This is a genomic window from Paenibacillus sp. BAC0078 (genome assembly GCF_054483875.1).
In genome coordinates, this window is record NZ_JBTLRW010000009.1 from 177,936 (window position 1) to 195,418 (window position 17,483).

The 17,483-nt window shown below is 42.9% G+C and carries 12 protein-coding genes; 11 read left to right on the plus strand and 1 reads right to left on the minus strand.

Annotated features, from left to right (window positions below; genetic code table 11):
- Positions 1-204: 204 nt before the first annotated feature.
- The 4 genes from ACX1DY_RS18295 to ACX1DY_RS18310 all read left to right on the plus strand — a co-directional run bounded on the left by ACX1DY_RS18295 (position 205) and on the right by ACX1DY_RS18310 (position 8,097).
- Entirely contained in the window at positions 205-5,721 is a 5,517-nt protein-coding gene (locus ACX1DY_RS18295; protein ID WP_458965628.1) for an RHS repeat-associated core domain-containing protein, read from the plus strand.
- 21 nt (positions 5,722-5,742) lie between these two features.
- The gene (locus ACX1DY_RS18300) at positions 5,743-6,297 is read left to right on the plus strand and encodes a hypothetical protein (protein WP_458965629.1); all 555 of its coding nucleotides are present in this window, start codon (positions 5,743-5,745) and stop codon (positions 6,295-6,297) included.
- 144 nt (positions 6,298-6,441) lie between these two features.
- The gene (locus ACX1DY_RS18305; protein ID WP_458965630.1) at positions 6,442-7,059 is read left to right on the plus strand and encodes a helix-turn-helix domain-containing protein; all 618 of its coding nucleotides are present in this window, start codon (positions 6,442-6,444) and stop codon (positions 7,057-7,059) included.
- A gap of 132 nt (positions 7,060-7,191) precedes the next feature.
- A complete protein-coding gene (locus ACX1DY_RS18310) occupies positions 7,192-8,097 on the plus strand; it encodes a hypothetical protein (protein WP_458965631.1) in 906 nt (301 codons plus the stop codon).
- A gap of 251 nt (positions 8,098-8,348) precedes the next feature.
- Here the strand turns inward: ACX1DY_RS18310 and ACX1DY_RS18315 are convergent, their stop codons facing one another.
- Complete coding sequence (locus ACX1DY_RS18315; RefSeq protein ID WP_458965632.1) at positions 8,349-8,558, minus strand: helix-turn-helix domain-containing protein; 210 nt, start codon at positions 8,556-8,558, stop codon at positions 8,349-8,351.
- Positions 8,559-8,715: 157 nt separating this feature from the next.
- Between ACX1DY_RS18315 and ACX1DY_RS18320 the strand changes: the two genes are divergently transcribed.
- The 7 genes from ACX1DY_RS18320 to ACX1DY_RS18350 all read left to right on the plus strand — a co-directional run bounded on the left by ACX1DY_RS18320 (position 8,716) and on the right by ACX1DY_RS18350 (position 17,458).
- Complete coding sequence (locus tag ACX1DY_RS18320) at positions 8,716-9,513, plus strand: recombinase family protein (RefSeq protein ID WP_458965633.1); 798 nt, start codon at positions 8,716-8,718, stop codon at positions 9,511-9,513.
- Complete coding sequence (locus tag ACX1DY_RS18325) at positions 9,510-9,767, plus strand: hypothetical protein (protein ID WP_458965634.1); 258 nt, start codon at positions 9,510-9,512, stop codon at positions 9,765-9,767. The genes ACX1DY_RS18320 and ACX1DY_RS18325 overlap by 4 nt, the downstream gene beginning before the upstream one ends.
- Positions 9,768-9,989: 222 nt before the next feature.
- Positions 9,990-11,225 (plus strand): IS110 family RNA-guided transposase, encoded by a 1,236-nt coding sequence (locus tag ACX1DY_RS18330; RefSeq protein WP_458965635.1) that lies wholly within the window; start codon positions 9,990-9,992, stop codon positions 11,223-11,225.
- A 259-nt stretch (positions 11,226-11,484) separates the two neighbouring features.
- Positions 11,485-12,000, plus strand: coding sequence for a hypothetical protein (locus tag ACX1DY_RS18335; RefSeq protein WP_458965636.1), 516 nt, complete (start codon positions 11,485-11,487; stop codon positions 11,998-12,000).
- A gap of 11 nt (positions 12,001-12,011) precedes the next feature.
- The gene (locus ACX1DY_RS18340) at positions 12,012-12,317 is read left to right on the plus strand and encodes a hypothetical protein (protein ID WP_458965637.1); all 306 of its coding nucleotides are present in this window, start codon (positions 12,012-12,014) and stop codon (positions 12,315-12,317) included.
- A 1,319-nt stretch (positions 12,318-13,636) separates the two neighbouring features.
- On the plus strand, positions 13,637-15,112 hold the full coding sequence (locus tag ACX1DY_RS18345; RefSeq protein WP_458965638.1) for a peptide MFS transporter: 1,476 nt from the start codon (positions 13,637-13,639) through the stop codon (positions 15,110-15,112).
- Between the two features lie 120 nt (positions 15,113-15,232).
- Positions 15,233-17,458, plus strand: coding sequence for an alpha-galactosidase (locus ACX1DY_RS18350; protein WP_458965639.1), 2,226 nt, complete (start codon positions 15,233-15,235; stop codon positions 17,456-17,458).
- Positions 17,459-17,483: the final 25 nt, after the last annotated feature.

The window sequence follows — 17,483 nt, forward strand, 5'->3', positions numbered from 1 at the left end:
TTTGTATACCATATTACAAACAAACAATGAGACCGGTGCTTACAACACTCATGTTTATTCATATGATGCATACGAGAACAGCAGGACTATTGGGATGTTGTTAGGTGTTAGCGTTATAGAATAAAGGCCCGTCCATATTCGGTTTATCAGGCTTCATGTTTTTTGATGGACGTAATTTCAAACCAATCCTAAGGAGAGATTTTTTTGAAGCTGAAACAAACAGCCTATAAGCTCGTCCTCATTCTCTTAATATTATGTCTACTTACACCGGACTACGCGGTGAATGTATTGGCTGCAACGGATACTAGTAAAGCGTTAACGACCGGAAAGACAGATGTTAAACCAAAAGATGTGGTACAACCGTCACCTACGCCGTGGAATCCGAACACTGTACAGAAAGCGTTGGAACCAGTGCCTACACCGACACCGAATATGTCTTCGGTTCCTAAAGTCGTTTATTCGGAAGCTAAGAGCCAGTTGCCGGATGGTCTGATACTTACCCCCGAAGAGGCCGCAGCTTATTCGACACGCCTTTCCACTGAAGATAGCGAACAAGCACGTATTAATGCGATCAAGGCTAAATATGCAAAAGCAAGCCTGAAAATGAAAAGAGCCGTTGCTGAGCCGCTCCTTAGTAAAAAGGATATTCGTGAGCTGATGATCCGAGGCGCAAAAATCGAAGATATCTACGAAATTGCTTATTTAAGTGCTGAAACCGGTCTTGATCCCTTCGAACTGCTAGCGCTCTATACGAAAAGAGGATTAAGCTGGGATGAACTTCGGCAGAACCTGAAGGCGAAAGGTGGCTCCACCAGCGTTACGGAGGAAGCTTACGGGGTAACGGATAACGTATACTCGAAGCTGGAAGATCTTATTATCAACCCAATTTCTTCCTTTGCTGCTCTTTCCACGAAAAGTGTATCGACGCTGGACATGGCAATTACCAGTGTGATTGACGATTTTAAAATGGAAGCCATTAACCAAGTCGGTAAACCGCAATATTCTGACCGGAGCCTAAGCAGTGAAAGCGTAGATCCCGCTTCCGGCACTTTGACTTGGAAGGATACGCAGATCAGTTTGCCCGGAAGAGATGGACTTGATTTGAACATTGGCGTTATGTACAATTCCAACGATTCCGAATTCATTAGTGATTCTAATATCCCTAATCTAAACCGTAACGTTCAATACGATTTGGGTACAGGGTGGAGTTTCCGGTTCCCCTCTATTACTTCCGACTATTATCATGATGGGGAAGGCGGCACATATAGATATTACACGGATGCGATCCATGGATTGGAGGGAGGATTTTATGATTACAAAGGCAAGGACAAACGTATTTTTCTAGATAATGGTTCGTTCAGCAACGGAGATTATTTGTCTACAATATATGTTGAATATGCGGATGGAAAAAGAGAATATTTTGGAGAGCCTGGTCTATTAGGTATAGTGGATCGTTTCGGAAACACCATTACTTTTAAATATGGATTGTATTGGCATACGGATAATTGGCAATCCAAACATTTGATAACCCAGATTATTGACAGTGTCGGGCGAGTCATTGATTTTAATTATGACTGGATTAATTCTAGGAAAGCTGAAGCCAATAAGGACCTTCCAGATGAGAATTTGACGATTACAGTAAAAGATCTGAACAAAACGGTTAGTCAGAAGGTAGTATATACTCGTGCTAGAGTAGGGTATTGGTATAAAAAATATTTGGGATTCATTGACGGTGAGGATAAATTTTATGGAGCCTGGGAAGAAAGAACCTCACCGGAGCTCAAATACATCACATTACAAAACGGGGAAAAACTTAAGTTCAATTATGTTCGTGGAGATTATGTATATAACACCAAATTCAAGCCGGAAAAGCTGGATATCAGACAGAATTTCAGCGATGAAGCTGGAAACGAATTGCTATCTTCGATTGAATATCCACATTCCCGTACGGTCTATGAGATGGGGTATCAAGCACGAAACATGGGTCCCTATGGAAGCATTGATACTCCCATTGTCAAAACAAGATATGACCAAGTGCTTAAATCGGGTGTGTATAGCGGAAGATTCAACGAAACAACCTACAGCTACACTGGTAGCTATGACGGCTACACAACGTATTATGGACCCAATTTAGTCCCGGCGTCGCACACCTATTCCAGCGTTATGCATAACGTTGCTGACAATTTAAGTGTCACTCGAACCTTTAATGGCAAAGGGCAATTCCTGTCGGCAGTGAGCCAAGCAGCGAACGGTGAAAAGAAGGTGGAAAAAAATACGGTATTCCACTCCGTGATTATTCAGTTGCCCACAGCAACGGAGACTTGGGAGTATGGGCCTGGGGACACCGATAACACGGCGAACAAGTTGTACACAGAAACCAGTTATGATGAATGGGGAAATGTCACGACAGTCACTCGTCCACTTACGGACAGCCAGCGAAATAATCCCACGCTGAAGGCGAGGAACACTACGACCTTTACCTATGAGCCTATTTATCGTTTGCTGAGTTCGAAATCATGGTATGCCAGCGAAAATGATTCATCAGCTCTTTCGGAGAGCTACACCTATACCGCACAAGGACGTGTGCAGACAGCTACAAATGCGGTGGGGGAAATGACAAGCTTCACGTATCAGAATGCACCAGATGGAACTAATCGACCGTATAAAGTCATCTCAGAGAAGCAAGCTGGCGGGAAAACGGTTGCCAAGTCTGTCGTGACCTACGGAGAGGAAACGTTGTATGCCTATCCAACGATAGAAGAAGCCTATTCGAATATCGGGCAAGGCAATCAGCAGACCGTCAAAATATCGACAGCCTATGATATGGGTACGGGGAGAGTAATAGAAAAGAGTGATGGGAATCATCATGCAACAACCTATGCCTATGATGCCATAGGCCGTCTAACAAAAGAAACGCATCCTGTCCGAACCAATGCCAACGGGGAAAGATATAGTGACGTGACCGATTACAACTACTATAATCAGTCCTCAGGTAACTTTGATTCCATCAATGCAGGAATAGAGGTCTTAAAAGTCGATTCCATTCGCACCATCACGAACCTGTCCAATAACAGTGTAGTTAAAACCTATGCCAATGTACTGTATAACGGGCTGGGACTCGCTCTGTTGGAAGAGCACTTTGATGATACTGTGGGATGGGTCTTTACGCAATACCATTATGATGAGTTAGGGCGTCCGGTGTACTCGATTGATCCGGCAGGGAATACACTTTCTATAGGCTATGATGCTTGGGGTAGACAGAACCGGGCGACCACGGCCAATGGAGACCTCTACATCAGTGATTATTCCCTGAAAGCGCGCTTGAATACCAGCTATATTCAGGACGGAACCACCGGTGAGAAACTGAACTATGTGGAAGATCGTTATGATCCTTGGGGGAACAGAATCTCGAGCCTAACCTATAAGGATTGGCCGAACCGGAATCAACCGATTAGCGAGTCGTACCGGTACAATAGCACCGGCAAGGTGACCGGGTACACGGACCCGAAGAATAACTTCAATGAAGATAGGGTCACTACCTCATTTGTATACGATGGGTTAAATCGGTTAGCTGCGGTAAAAGATGCGTTGGACCAGACGACCAACTATACCTATGACGGCAACGGGCAGATCACGAAGGTAACCATTCAAGCTAAGGGTGGCACCCCGCAAACGCTGAATAGCAAAACATATAACGAGTGGGGTCTTCTGACTGCGAAGCAAGACGGTGCCTTGAATTATGAAAGCTACACCTACAACAACTTAGGCCAACTGGCAGCTAAAACAGATCGTAATGGTAGTAGATTCGGGTATTCGTATGACGAAAGCGGCCAACTGAAAAAGAGCACGATCAGCGGGGCAATCAACAATGTGGCGCAAACGCAGGAAACGAATGTGATTTTCGGCAAGGATAATCCGCGAAACCAGGTTATTCAAACCCTCACAAATAACCAGGTGACCGCCACCCAAACGCAAGTGATGGATAGCTTAGGCCAAGTGCGCTCGACCTACTCAGTCGCCGGTAATCACTCGGCGTCCATCGGGAATCAGAGAGATGTACTGGGACGGATGACACAAATCAACGACAGCTATTTGGGCTTCTATACAAATTACCAGTATAATAAGCAACGACTGGACAAAGTACAAACCAACGGGAGTTCCACGGTCACAGGCGCTACTTCTGCCAACGTGCAGTACAGCTATTTGGCGAACAATCTGGTGAGGTCGATAACGTACCCGCCGCTCACAGATAACAGTATACTGAAGACAGAATACACCTATAACAAAGCGCTAGGCTGGATCGAGAGTATGAGTAATACGAAGGGGACTTCTGTTCTTTCGAGCTACAGCTATGGTTATGACAACAATGGCAATCGAGTTACGGTAAGCGAGTTGCGCAAAGGCAGCAACACGGCACAAACAACAAGCTATGGCTACGATGCGCTAAACCGCCTGGTGTTGATTACGCGTCCTGATGGTGGGAAAACAACGTATACTTACGACGTGCGAGGCAATCGGCAGACTTTATCAGATACAAGTAATGTGATTCTGGACAGGGTAGATACAAGCTACACCTATGATTTGCAGAATACCTTGACCTCGGTCACTAAAGGAGGCAGTACGACCAGCTTCCAATATTATGCCGATGGTATGCGGTACATGAAAATGAATGGCAATACACAGACACAGGTCAACTACAATTTGAATGGGCAAGTCTTATCGGAAGAAAAGATCGTGGGCGGCATGTTCGTCGAACAAGCGAACTTTGTCCGTGGAGACCGGGTGCTGGTGAAGAAGGACAAAAAGGCATCCAAGGACTATTATTACCTGTATAATGGTCACGGAGATGTGGTGCAAATTGTAGATACCAGCGGAGAGGTAATTAACAATTACACCTATGATGAGTGGGGGAACATTACTAGTCAGGTGGAAGGAACCTCGAACTCCTTCAAGTACACGGGAGAAGTGTATGATACCGAAACTGGATTTTACTATCTGCGAGCGCGGTATTATGATCCAAGTATCGGGCGGTTTTTAAATGAGGATACGTATGAGGGGCAGATTGATAATCCGCTGAGTCAGAATTTGTATACGTATGTGCATAATAATCCGTTGATTTATACAGACCCCACTGGACATTATACGTTTAAAGATGACCCAAGCCAGCCAGCAGTAGTTCAGGGTTACGTAGTTAGCACAGACATGCATGCGAGTGACAAACTAGTTGAGTTTCTTAAAACATATGAAACTTTCTCTGGGCAATGGTATTATGCAACCAAGGAAGAAAAAGAGAGAAATATAAAGACGATAGGTTATGGGCATGTAATTCAACCTGGAGAGGAAAAATTACTTAAAGGAATTACCGAAGAGCAAGCACTATCTTTATTGAAGTCGGATATTCAGAACAAAGCCGAGAATTATATAAATGACTGGGCAGACCGCAATGGTATAGTTTTTACACAGCAACAGTTTGATGCTCTTGTTAGTTGGAAATTTAATGGAGGTGATTTTTTAAATCGTGATCCAGGAAAAATGCTGAAAGAAGGGAATTTTTCATCTTCTAAATTTCAAAATGAATTTAAAAATGAAATGCTTTTATGGGTAAAGGGCAGTGGGAAGAAGCTGCCAGGATTATATATGCGTAGATATGACGAATGGGAAATTTTTGTAAATGGTGATTATACTAGAAATTACAACAGAGTGCTTCCCAAGGGTTTTTAAACTAAATTAAGTGGTGATAAAATGAGATATTCATCAATGGTTGTTATTTTAATTTTAAATGTACTTTTGATTACAGCATGCGGAACAGAAAATGGGAATATTGCACAGACTGTACCTCCAGCTACAGATATAACTAATACTTCTGTAGTTCCTAGTGATTCGAACTCTGAACTAATGGAAACGTTGATAGGAAAATGGAAGATTGACAGTATTTATGCATATGGAGTTGGTGGTTCGAAAAATGATGAACAAGATATTAAAGGGTTAATTGGAACAGAAATTGTATTTACTTCAGATTCTATTAAATTTGGTAATGAAGCTGAAGAAAAGCCTATTTTCTACAAAGTGAGCAAAAGTTCTGATGAAAGCTTTTTATCTGATATTGATTGGATAAAAGAAAGCACTATGGGTACAGATTTAAACCCTCAAACCCTAAAAGAAATAAGCCTATATGAGGATGAAAAATATGAGAACTTTTATTATGGCAATGGAAATATTACTTATTACACTGATAAGGGAGAGCTTATTTTAGACCAAGATGGGGATTTGTTTTTATTGGTTAAAATGGAAAATTAAATGTGTGTCCGATTAATTCAGATAGAACCACATGGCAGTTAAAAACTCCATGTGGTTTTTTCTTTGGGAAAAAAGTTTTGACATTCTGGGTATGTCAAGATATAATCAAACTAGTAAGGCATACTAAGTATGGCGGTGAGTGAGATGATCGGATTACAATTTATAGCAGACACGTTTCACATGGAGTACAAATCGGTAGCAGAAGCAATTGGGGTTTCCAAACAAACATTTCAAGATTGGATCAAAGAAAGACGTAAGATACCTGAACCACGTCTTGAGCAGTTGTCTGATTTATTCGGGATAGAGGATCAAACCTTGTTCCAGAAGGAGTTGCTTCCATCAGAAAAGTCGGAAATCCTGATGGTTTACTTAACCAAAACAGATGAGCATGAGGAAATTGAGGTTACAAATGTTGATGATGAAGGAAACGAATATACTACAACACAGCACTATTCACAGCATTTTAGCCTTCTTGAGTTTGTTCAAGCAGGACAGAAAAGAGAAAGATTGATCGAACGGGTAAGTTCCCTGCTGAATGTTGATCAGATCAATGAAAGCAAAAATTTCAACCTTTTGGAAGACGTCGTTACGGTTGTTCAAGAACGGAATCGTAATAAAAAGATAGCATTGGAATTGGTCTTATATTATCTCGTTCACCGAGATAACGAATGGGGAGTACATCCAGATTATGCGAAATACGAACAAAAACAGTTCTTTGAGAAGCTCGACAAGCTGTTCGAGGAAACTGGAATTAAACCTTAATAGGTGGTGAATACAATGAAAAAGATAGACACGAGTTGAACAATAGCCCGACTCCGTTGTGGGTTCTCGTTCTTATAACATCTCCAATCACATCCAATATTTTAGACTACAAGAAATGAAAGAAGGTTCCTTATGTTTGACACTATCATACTGAAAGCAAGACCTATTCCTATTGAACCAGATACATTGATTCAATACAACGCTAATTCGACTACGTTCTATAGTAAAGAAACAGGTGCATTGAACACAAGCTATAAGATTTACGATGACAAGCTGCCATTCATGAAGTATATCGAGAGCAGCCAAACACTCACAGTACAAGTATCCATACTAAAGTTTCTATACGGAGACAACGTTACTATTCTCACAGAAGCAGACATTCCCTTGTTCTTTGATAGGCTGCAAGAAAGGCTACTCCATCTCTTTGATGTTTATATTCCACACTCTGACTGGACTTTAAGTAGATGTGATGTCTGTTGTAATTTTCAAGTGGGCAAGAAGGTCAGTGAGTATGTACGGATGTTCAGCAGGCAGAAACTTGCCTACAAGAACACTATTGCTTATAACCAAGATCAGACCGTTGAATATCGGAACAATAGCAGCAGAATTATGTTTTATGATAAGCATAAGCAGACCCGGAAGGAAGAAGAATCAACCGAGATTATTGAACGTTCTAAAGGTATACTGCGACTAGAAGTCCGACCTAGCGACAATGATCTGAGAAAGTTCTCGCCAACGAGGAAAGCAGTGGAATTACTCCGAAAACCATTCTTTGACTATACAATTGAGAAGACGCTTGCACTGATTGAGTATCCAGAGGAAGTCAGCGATATGGAGTTGTCTTGGCTAATGGAAAACAGAGAGAACATATCCAAGATAGAAACTGTTCTTGGTTTCCAAATGTTGCAAAGCATGTTTGATGAGCCTGCATTAAGGCAGCTTTATACATCATCTACGTATGCCAATCGCAAGACCATGGCAAAAAAAATTGCAATCCCCAAAGGGGACTGCTTAAGTCGCCTTGCTATAAATAGCTAGAAGACACATCCTCACCGACGGACACGTTATTTTGCCGATAACGATAAAAAGTCCAACATGCTGGATGAAATAAAAATAACATAGTCTCTATTGTACTTGAAAATAAAGAGATTTCAACCCCTACCTTCCGGGAAATGTTCATCATTACGATAGGAAAATTCCCGGGGGTGGTTTACATCAAAAACCAAGATTCTTGTTGAGGAATAGGCCGTAGCACATCCAGCGCCCGACCCAACTTGCATTTAGACACCTTATGATTCTGAATCTTCAACAATCAATTCATGAATGGAGATGTCTAGTGCGTCGCATATCACTTCCAGCGTTCGGATATAGACTCTGTCTACTGAATCGGAACAGAGATGATTGATTGTACTTGGACGTAAGTTCATCTGTCGGGCAAGTTGTCTTTGTGACATTCCACGCTGATCTAATATATCTTTCAATCGGATTTTTATCTTCATGTCTTCCTCCATCATTCCAGCAGCTAAATATAGAAAGAGTATATCATGAACTTGTCTGGAAAATCATTGAATGTAACTCTTAAAGGTTATATAATCATAGTGTGGAACTGTTAAGAGTTACACTAATTACAATTCCTGTAACGATGGAGGTTTAAACATGAATGTCATAGGCTATGTACGGGTCAGTACACAAGGTCAGGTGAAGGATGGCTACAGCTTGTCCTACCAGCAAGACGAGATTCAGTCGTACTGTGAGCAGCAGGGATGGCATCTGGTTCACGTCTTTACAGACGAGGGCATCAGTGGGGCGAAAGTGGACGAGGAAGCCTTAGAAGTCGAACGAGAGGGCTTCCAAGACATGCTGACCTATGTGTCGAGTCAGAAGGTAGACTACGTTGTTGTCCTGAACACAAGCAGATTATGGAGAAGTGATATTGTCAAAGTCCTTGTCCATCGGGAACTGAAAAAGCGCAGTATCGACATTCGGAGTATTGAACAACCGACCTATAGCATTTTTAAGAAAGACCCATCTGACTTCCTGATTAACGGTTTGATGGAGTTATTGGACGCTTACCAACGCTTGGAAATTGCCATGAAGCTTGGACGAGGACGAAACAAAAAAGCTTCCGAAGGTAAGTTTGCAGGTGGGGGTATTCCTTTTGGTTACAAAGGGAAACGGGGATCAAAGCAAATCCTTATTGACGAACAGAAAGCATCTACGGTTCAGCGGTTATTTGACTTGAAAGAGCAATACCCTGAATGGTCATTGTCGGCTTTAGCCGAGAAGTTAAATGAAGAAGGATTCACTACGGAACAAGGAAAGAAGTTCACTAAAGTACAGGTGAAACGAATCCTAGACCGTAAAGCATTTTACCAAGGAACATATCGCTACGGACAGATTGAAGCAGACGGTAAACATCAAGCCATCCTAAATTATGGGGGAATGTGCTTGTGACGATATTACAAGAAAAGTACGAGTTACTGGTAGAGCAAGAAGATCAGCTTCTTAGCAGTCTCCGAACGACCACGGCTTATGAGAATGCCATTTTCCAATTCACACTTGAACAAGCTGCGGAGATTGACTTGCCGACAGCGGAGAAAATCATAGACAAGATTCACGAGTACACGGAAGAACTGCGGCTAGACCTGCTTTATGTACGTCTGGAGAAGTCACACGTTGCTGGACTATTAAAACAAACAGCTTTCTAAGCATTGAGGTAAATAAGAGATTGCTAACGTATCTTTGCGGCATTGACCGCTCGAACTGAGGATGCAAACTTGTTTATCCACGATGTTTTCGCCACTCGTTTGAGTGGTTACTAATGGGCTGGATACATACAGAGCAAGCGATGAGGGCAGCAGCAAAGATTCTTGACCGCAATGAATCGAATCCATTAGTAACAATTCAAATATAAAGGGAGTAATAGAAGCATGATAGAACAGCAGAATCTGATCTATGTAGGGGTTGACCTGCATAAACAACATCATACAGCCGTCATTATTGACTGTTGGAGTAAGAAGCTAGGAGAAATTAAATTCGATAACAAGCCGTCTGCCTTTCCTTTGCTGCTCAAGGAATTGAAGAAGTACACCAAGAAGGGCTTGTCCGTGGTCTATGGGCTGGAGGATGTTGGAGGTTATGGCAGAGGACTCGCCGTTTATCTCAAGGACAATCATTGCTGGGTGAAGGAAGTGAACGCAAAACTCGCCAACGCCAGAAGACAGAGCCATGTGACCGTTCAGAAGTCGGATAGCTGGGATGCGGAATGCGTTGCCAAGGTACTCAGAGACGAGCTGGAGCGCCTACCAGATGCCAAGCCCATTGATCTATATTGGGCGATTAGTCAGCTTGTGACCCAGCGAAGATGGTTGGCTAAGAGTTTAACGGAAACGGTAAAGAAGCTGCATCAGCAAATTAGCTATTCCTATCCCAGTTATAAAAAATTCTTCTCTGAAGTGGAGGGGAAAACGGCACTCGCCTTCTGGGAAGCCTACCCTTCACCGTATAAGCTGAAAGAAGTTTTGGAGGAAGCTCTTGCTGCATTCTTGCGAAAGTACAGCCACAATGGATTATCCCATAAGAAGGCAAATCAAATTCTTACTCTCATTGACAGCGATGGAGATACGTATCGAGATTTTCAGGATTCAAGGGATGAAGTAGTCGTGAGTCAAGTGAAATCTGCCCGTTTTTTTCAGAAGGAACTGGCTAGGGTTGAGGATAAGATTGGACATTTGATGAAGCAACTTGGTTTCCAGCTTGAATCCATGACAGGGATAGATGTGGTCACGGCAGCACAGCTTGTAGCAGAGATTGGTGATATCCACCGATTCCCATCCTCCGACAAACTTGCCCGATTTGCTGGCATTGCACCAGTCATCGTAGGTTCAGGTAATAAGTTTCGAAATTGTAAGAGTAAGCAAGGTAATCGGGAATTACATGATATTATCAAGAGCCTTGCGATTCGTCAGATTGGTGTCACACGTACCAAGGGAGAACCAAAGAATGCCTATTTTCATTCTTATTATGAGCAAAAGATTGCAGAGGGTAAAACAAAACAACAAGCGGTTGTTTGCTTAATGAGGAAGCTGGTAAATATCATCTACGCCATGATGAAGAAAAAGTCAGCATACGTGATGCCAAATACACCTGTACGGCAAGCAGGATGATAGAATGGGTGGTAATTGGGAGTGCTTTCTCCGTTGCCACCTTCTTTATTCAAAGCTCCGCTTTATAAACTAGGATACGGTTGAAGGCAAGATTGATAATCCGCTGAGTCAGAATCTATATACTTATGTTGTTAATAATCCGTTAATTTATAGTGATCCGACGGGGCATGAGCATGCTTGGGGAGCTGGATTTTCAGGTTTTGCAGGTGACGCGAACTCAGCAACAGATCCGTGGAAAGGTTGGAGTGGACCTGTAGGGTTGGCATTGAATTTTCTTATAATTGATAACATAAATACTTTACGCGATCCTAACGCAAGCCGATTAGATATTGCCCTTGCCTTGATTGGTATTACTCCTTTAGGAAAAGTTGAAAGCGTTGCTGGTAAAATGTTTGTCAACATTATGAAGGAAGGAAAAGTAATCTCAGCGGCTGTTAGTTCAGAAATAAAATGGATAAATTATGCAAAACATGATTTTAAAAGTATTAAAGGTTATAAAAAAATGAGCTGGAGTGATATAAGAGATACAACAAAGCATGGCAATGCTATGTATAAAACTGATATTGATATAGAAGCTCTGGAGAGGTATGCATGGGAATATGGTACTCCTACAACTAATGGTAAAACATGGAAAGTAATGAAATTTGATGAAGTTATTGGGGCCACTAAGGGTAAGGATACTGTCTATATGCGAATAGAACTGTCAGCAGATTCTATGGAAATACATGGCCATCCAATAACGGAGCAAGAGTATAAAAACTTGCTAAAAGATTAGGGGGGGAACTGTTGGAAAAGTTTGATTTCAAAACAGGAACGGTAATTTTGAACGACTTCGATTTTGTGGATAATATATCATATGCTGAACAAATTTGGTCGTTCAAAGAGGATATTCTTCAAGTTCGTTATAAGAATGTTAATGTTCTAGACTTGGGTTGGTATCCTGAATTCGATTTGGAAGAAGGTTGTTTTAAACTGGTTGTTGTGAAAATAGATGATTGGTTAAATCCGATATTCTGCAAAACAACAAAATCAATCAAGGAAATTCGTGATTTTATAGCCGAAGCAGTAGAAGTTGCTGAACGTCTTGAATAATGTTCTATCCTCTGCGTGCAAAAGCATAAATATTAAACTCAATATTGATCGAGTGTATTTTAACCACATGTGAGCTAATACTCCATGTGGTTTTTCTTTTTTTAGCCCCACCGAGTGCTGAATGAATCGGGTGGCATATCCTAAACGAACTTAACCCTATTAAGAGCAATCAGGCCGCTAATACGTACATGGATGAAGTGAACTGAGCGAATCCGTTCATGTCCCACCACAACGACTAGATCAAAGCACCGTTAAAGATTCTACGGTGCATCGGCTTGAGTGCGCTTTAGAAGGTGATCCAGATGGATTTAATCGCTTAGAAGCGATAAGTCATTGCGCTACCTTATCATTGAAATGATTAGTTCGGCAGATGATACGTTATGGGATATATTGATAAATTAGAGGGTTTTACCGACACATTTTGGAACGGTATTTCGGTCGATGTTAGTTCTAGCACGAAAAGAATTCTAGAGTTAGCCTTACCTCCTGTGCAACTGACTAAATCTCAAGCGAGAACTTCACAAGGCAATTGACCAAGCGTCCAAACAAGGCGTACAAGTAATTGTAAAGATTGTGGAATAGGAGTGGAATAACTGATGGTCTTTGATTACAAGATTGTAACAGTCTATATAAATAAACAAGAAGATATACTTATAATACCTCATGTTACATGGGAAGAGCAGAATGTAACTGCTGAGATTATTTAAAAGTCTATATTCAATTCAACAACTTCAAGATGCTTTAAGAAACGGGGTTGAACTTTGTTATTCCCGGAAAACTGATAGTGAATACCCTAAAGTATCAGTAATTGAAAAACATTTAAATATTAAAGGTTATGCTAAAGCAGTGACTGACAAAAAAGTTGTGCGACTTCATTGGAAAAATGATGGAGGCTACATGGTTACACCTACAACTGAGGTGAGAAAGGATATATAAAACAAAAGGAAAATACACTTGAATTAGGAGGAAAATTAAAATCTTATGAATTAGCTGAAGTGGTGAAGAGTGCGATGGTTTTATCGAAAAGTTAGGATTTGAAAAAGTAACTAAGAGAACTGTTTGGAAATATCAAAGGTTTTTCCCGATGTAAATGGCTCTGGATCACCGCTGTCTGAGGTCATAGATAAAGCAAAAAAATTATTTTAGCCGATCCTTTAAATTAGGGTCGGCTCTTTTTTGTTTTCTGTTCATATAACCAAAATGTACTAGGTAACAAATGTCCACCTATCCCAACTTTTCGCTACCGTTTTAGAAAAGGTTATCTGATATATTTTAAAGGGAAAACTTGAACAGAAATACTGATGAAAGAAGGAATCGCTATGAATCCAGAGGAAGTGCTTGACGACAAGAAATTTTTGGGGCATCCAAGAGGGGTAGGGGCGCTGGCAGCAGGTAATTTTTTCAACTCCTTTGCATGGGGAGCTTTGTATGCGATTTTAATTTTCTATCTCTATACTCCGTATACGAAAGGATTAGGCTTCACAGAAGGTCAGGCTGCCTCCATGATTACGGCGATGGCTGCGTGCAATTCCATCTTTGGGATTCTAGGAAGCTGGCTGGCGGACCGCGTATTGGGGATGCGGAAAGCCTTGATTATAGGGAATATAGTAAAAGGGACGGCATTTGGGATTCTGGCTATTCCGGCTTTTTCGCTGACCCAGGGAAGAATTTTTGCGTTAATCGCCCTATTTTTGATGGCGCTTCCAATCATGGGTGCGAGCAACGCTTCACTGACAGGCCAATTGTACCGCAAATCCGATAACGGCAGACGTGATGCTGCATTTACCATTCATGGCATTGCGAATAATATTGCCGGTCTTGTGGCTCCGGTGCTGGTCGGACAAATTGGTATGAAAAACTACCATATCGGCTTTCTGATCGCTGCCATTGCCGCTTTTCTGTATGGCGCCGTTATTTTTGTTACGCAGCACAAGTATTTTGGCACCCTGGGTGAGAAGCCGGTCAAGCCGCTTGAAGAGGGGGAATTCGCTAAATTATTCATCCGGTTTGTGTCCATTATGGTTGTTTTTATCGGCACAATTGTAGCATTGGTCCTGACCAAAGTAATGTCCTTCCAGGGAGTACTAAACATCATTACTTCGGCGACCTTTATTATTCCGATAGTCTTCTTGACCAATCTTATGAGCAAAAAAGACTTGACGACAACGGACAGACGAAGAATGAAGCCTTTCCTGAAGCTGTTCTCGGCTCAAATCGTAATGGCGCTGTGCGGAACCATGCTGACCTCGACGGTGGCTATTTTTATAGACCAGAAAATTAACCGCAATATCTTTGGATTTGAACTTGCCCCTGGATCGGTGGGAACCATCTATACTGTTCTAGGGTTAGCGCTGGCACCTGTATTTGTGTGGCTCTGGACCAAAACCCGTGCAACGAACATCCGAACAACCTATAAGTACGGCTGGGGTATTCTCTTCTCCGCTCTTGGCTACGGCCTGCTGACCATTCCGATTATTATGTTCAAGGACTCGGCACCGTATAGCTTGCTCTGGATGGTGTTCTACTACCTGTTTCTTACGTTCTCGGATAATCTGGTCTGGCCAATCGGTTCATCGCTTGTAGCCAAATTGTCGCCTGACGCTTATGATACCCAGATGCAGACAGCTTGGGGGCAAGCGGGCACGATCGGGAACGGGATTGCCTTGATTCTGTTCAACTTCTATCAGACGGCGGATGAGCAAGTGAATCTGTTCCCTATTATGACCGCGCTTCTGCTGATTACGGCCTTGTTCATCTTTGTGTTTTCGAAAAATATCGAGAAGGATATGGTATAACAAGTGGAAACGGCTAAGCCGTCCTTATAAGGACGGTATCCGTTTCAGCGAGAAATATAAGGATAATTTATAGTGTGAAACATATAAATTCTTATATTTGAACAAAAGGAGTTTAAGGTCATGCCAATAATATTTCATGAAACAACGAGACAATTCCACTTGTATAATGATGAGATCAGTTATATTTTTTGCATCATGCCGAATCATCAGCCGGGACATTTATATTATGGCAAAAGAATCCGCGACCGCGAGGACTTCTCGCATCTTCTGGAGCTGGGCTTCCGCGATATGTCTCCCTGTGTTTTCGAGGGCAACGCGAAATTTTCGCTTGAGCAGGTCAAACAAGAGATTTCTGTATATGGAGCAGGCGATCTGCGAACCTGCGGACTGCATATTCTTCAGGAGGATGGCAGCCATACAACCTGTCTGGAGTACGTGAGTCATGAGATTGTCCCCGGCAAGCCTTATCTTGAAGGACTGCCGGCGACTTATGTCGAGAAAGAGGATGAAGCACAGACCCTCCGTGTTTTTTTGCTGGATAAATGGCTGGGCTGCCAAGTGGAATTGCAGTACACCCTCTATAACAGCTTGCCTGTCCTGACCAGAAATATAAAGATAAGCAACCTGGGACAGCAGACGATCCGGCTTGAATCTGCCATGAGCCTGAATCTGGACCTTCCGGATCAGGATTATGAAATGATCAATTTAACCGGCGCATGGGGAAGGGAGCGGCATATTCAGACCCATCCGCTGCATTGCGGCATCCAGAGCATCTATAGCCTGCGGGGACACAGCAGCCATAATTATAATCCTTTTATCGGCTTGAAGCGGAAGGAAACGACGGAGTTTCTCGGAGAAGCTATCGGACTCAGTCTGATCTACAGCGGCAATTTCCTGGCTCAAGTGGAGGCGGATACGTATGATGTTACGCGTGTGATGATGGGGATTCACCCGAATGGCTTCGATTGGAGTTTGCTGCCGGGCGAGGGTTTCCAGACCCCTGAAGCGGTCATGGTGTATTCGGATAAAGGGCTGAACCCTATGAGCCAGACCTTCCATGAGATCTACCGGACCCGATTGGTGCGGGGCTTCTGGAGGGACCGGCCCCGTCCCATTCTGATTAATAACTGGGAAGCCACTTATATGAATTTTAATGAAGAGAAAATTGTGGAAATTGCGCATTCAGCCGCCAAACTGGGAATTGAATTATTTGTTCTGGATGACGGATGGTTCGGCAAGCGCAATACAGATACGACTTCGCTCGGGGACTGGCATCCCAATACGGATAAATTACCGAACGGAATTTCCGGTCTGGCCCGCAAAATAACGGACATGGGCCTGAAATTCGGCCTTTGGTTTGAACCGGAGATGATCAGTAAAGAAAGCGAGCTGTACCAGAAGCACAGCGATTGGATTATGTCGGTTCCTTACCGTTCCATGAGCCCGGGCAGAAATCAATACGTGCTGGATTTGACGAAAGCTGAAGTTATTGATTATTTGGATGCTACCATCAGCAAGATACTGTCCGAGTCGGATATTTCCTACGTGAAATGGGATATGAACCGCTCCATGTCAGAGGTGTTTTCTGCCGGGAGAGACAGCGATTATCAAGGGAAGGTGTATCATCAGTATATCTTGGGCTTGTATGAGCTGTTCGGGCGTCTGACTGGAAAATTCCCGGAGGTGCTGTTTGAATCCTGCGCCAGCGGCGGAGGAAGGTTTGATCCGGGCATGCTGTATTTCTGTCCGCAGGGCTGGATTTCAGATGATACGGACGCCGTCGAGCGGCTAAAAATCCAATACGGGACTTCTATGATCTATCCGCTTGGCAGCATGGGCTCCCATGTGTCAGCGGTCCCTAACCATCAAACCAACCGCAGCACCTCGCTTGCCACAAGGGGGGATGTAGCGTATTTTGGAACCTTTGGCTATGAGCTGGACCTGAGTCTGCTTTCGGAGGCTGAAGAGAAGATGGTCCGGGAGCAAGTCCAATTTATGAAAGCGAACCGGGAGCTTATTCATCAGGGCACATTCTACCGGCTGGCTAGTCCGTTTGACGGGAATATAACTGCATGGATGGTGTTGTCCAAGGATAAAAACCGCGGAATTGTGGGGTATTACCGGACACTTACTGCAGTAAACGGCGGGTATACGCGATTGAGACTCGCCGGGCTGGATCAAGGCAAGAAGTACCGCATAACCGAAAATAATTACGAGCGTTCCGGCTATGGCGATGAATGGATGAAAATTGGAATCCTGCTGAATGACAGCACTTCCGGCGACTATCATTCCAAAGTCCCGCGGGGAGATTTCCTGTCCAGATTATTCATACTGGAAGCCGAATAACAGCAGTGCCAACCAAACAACCCCC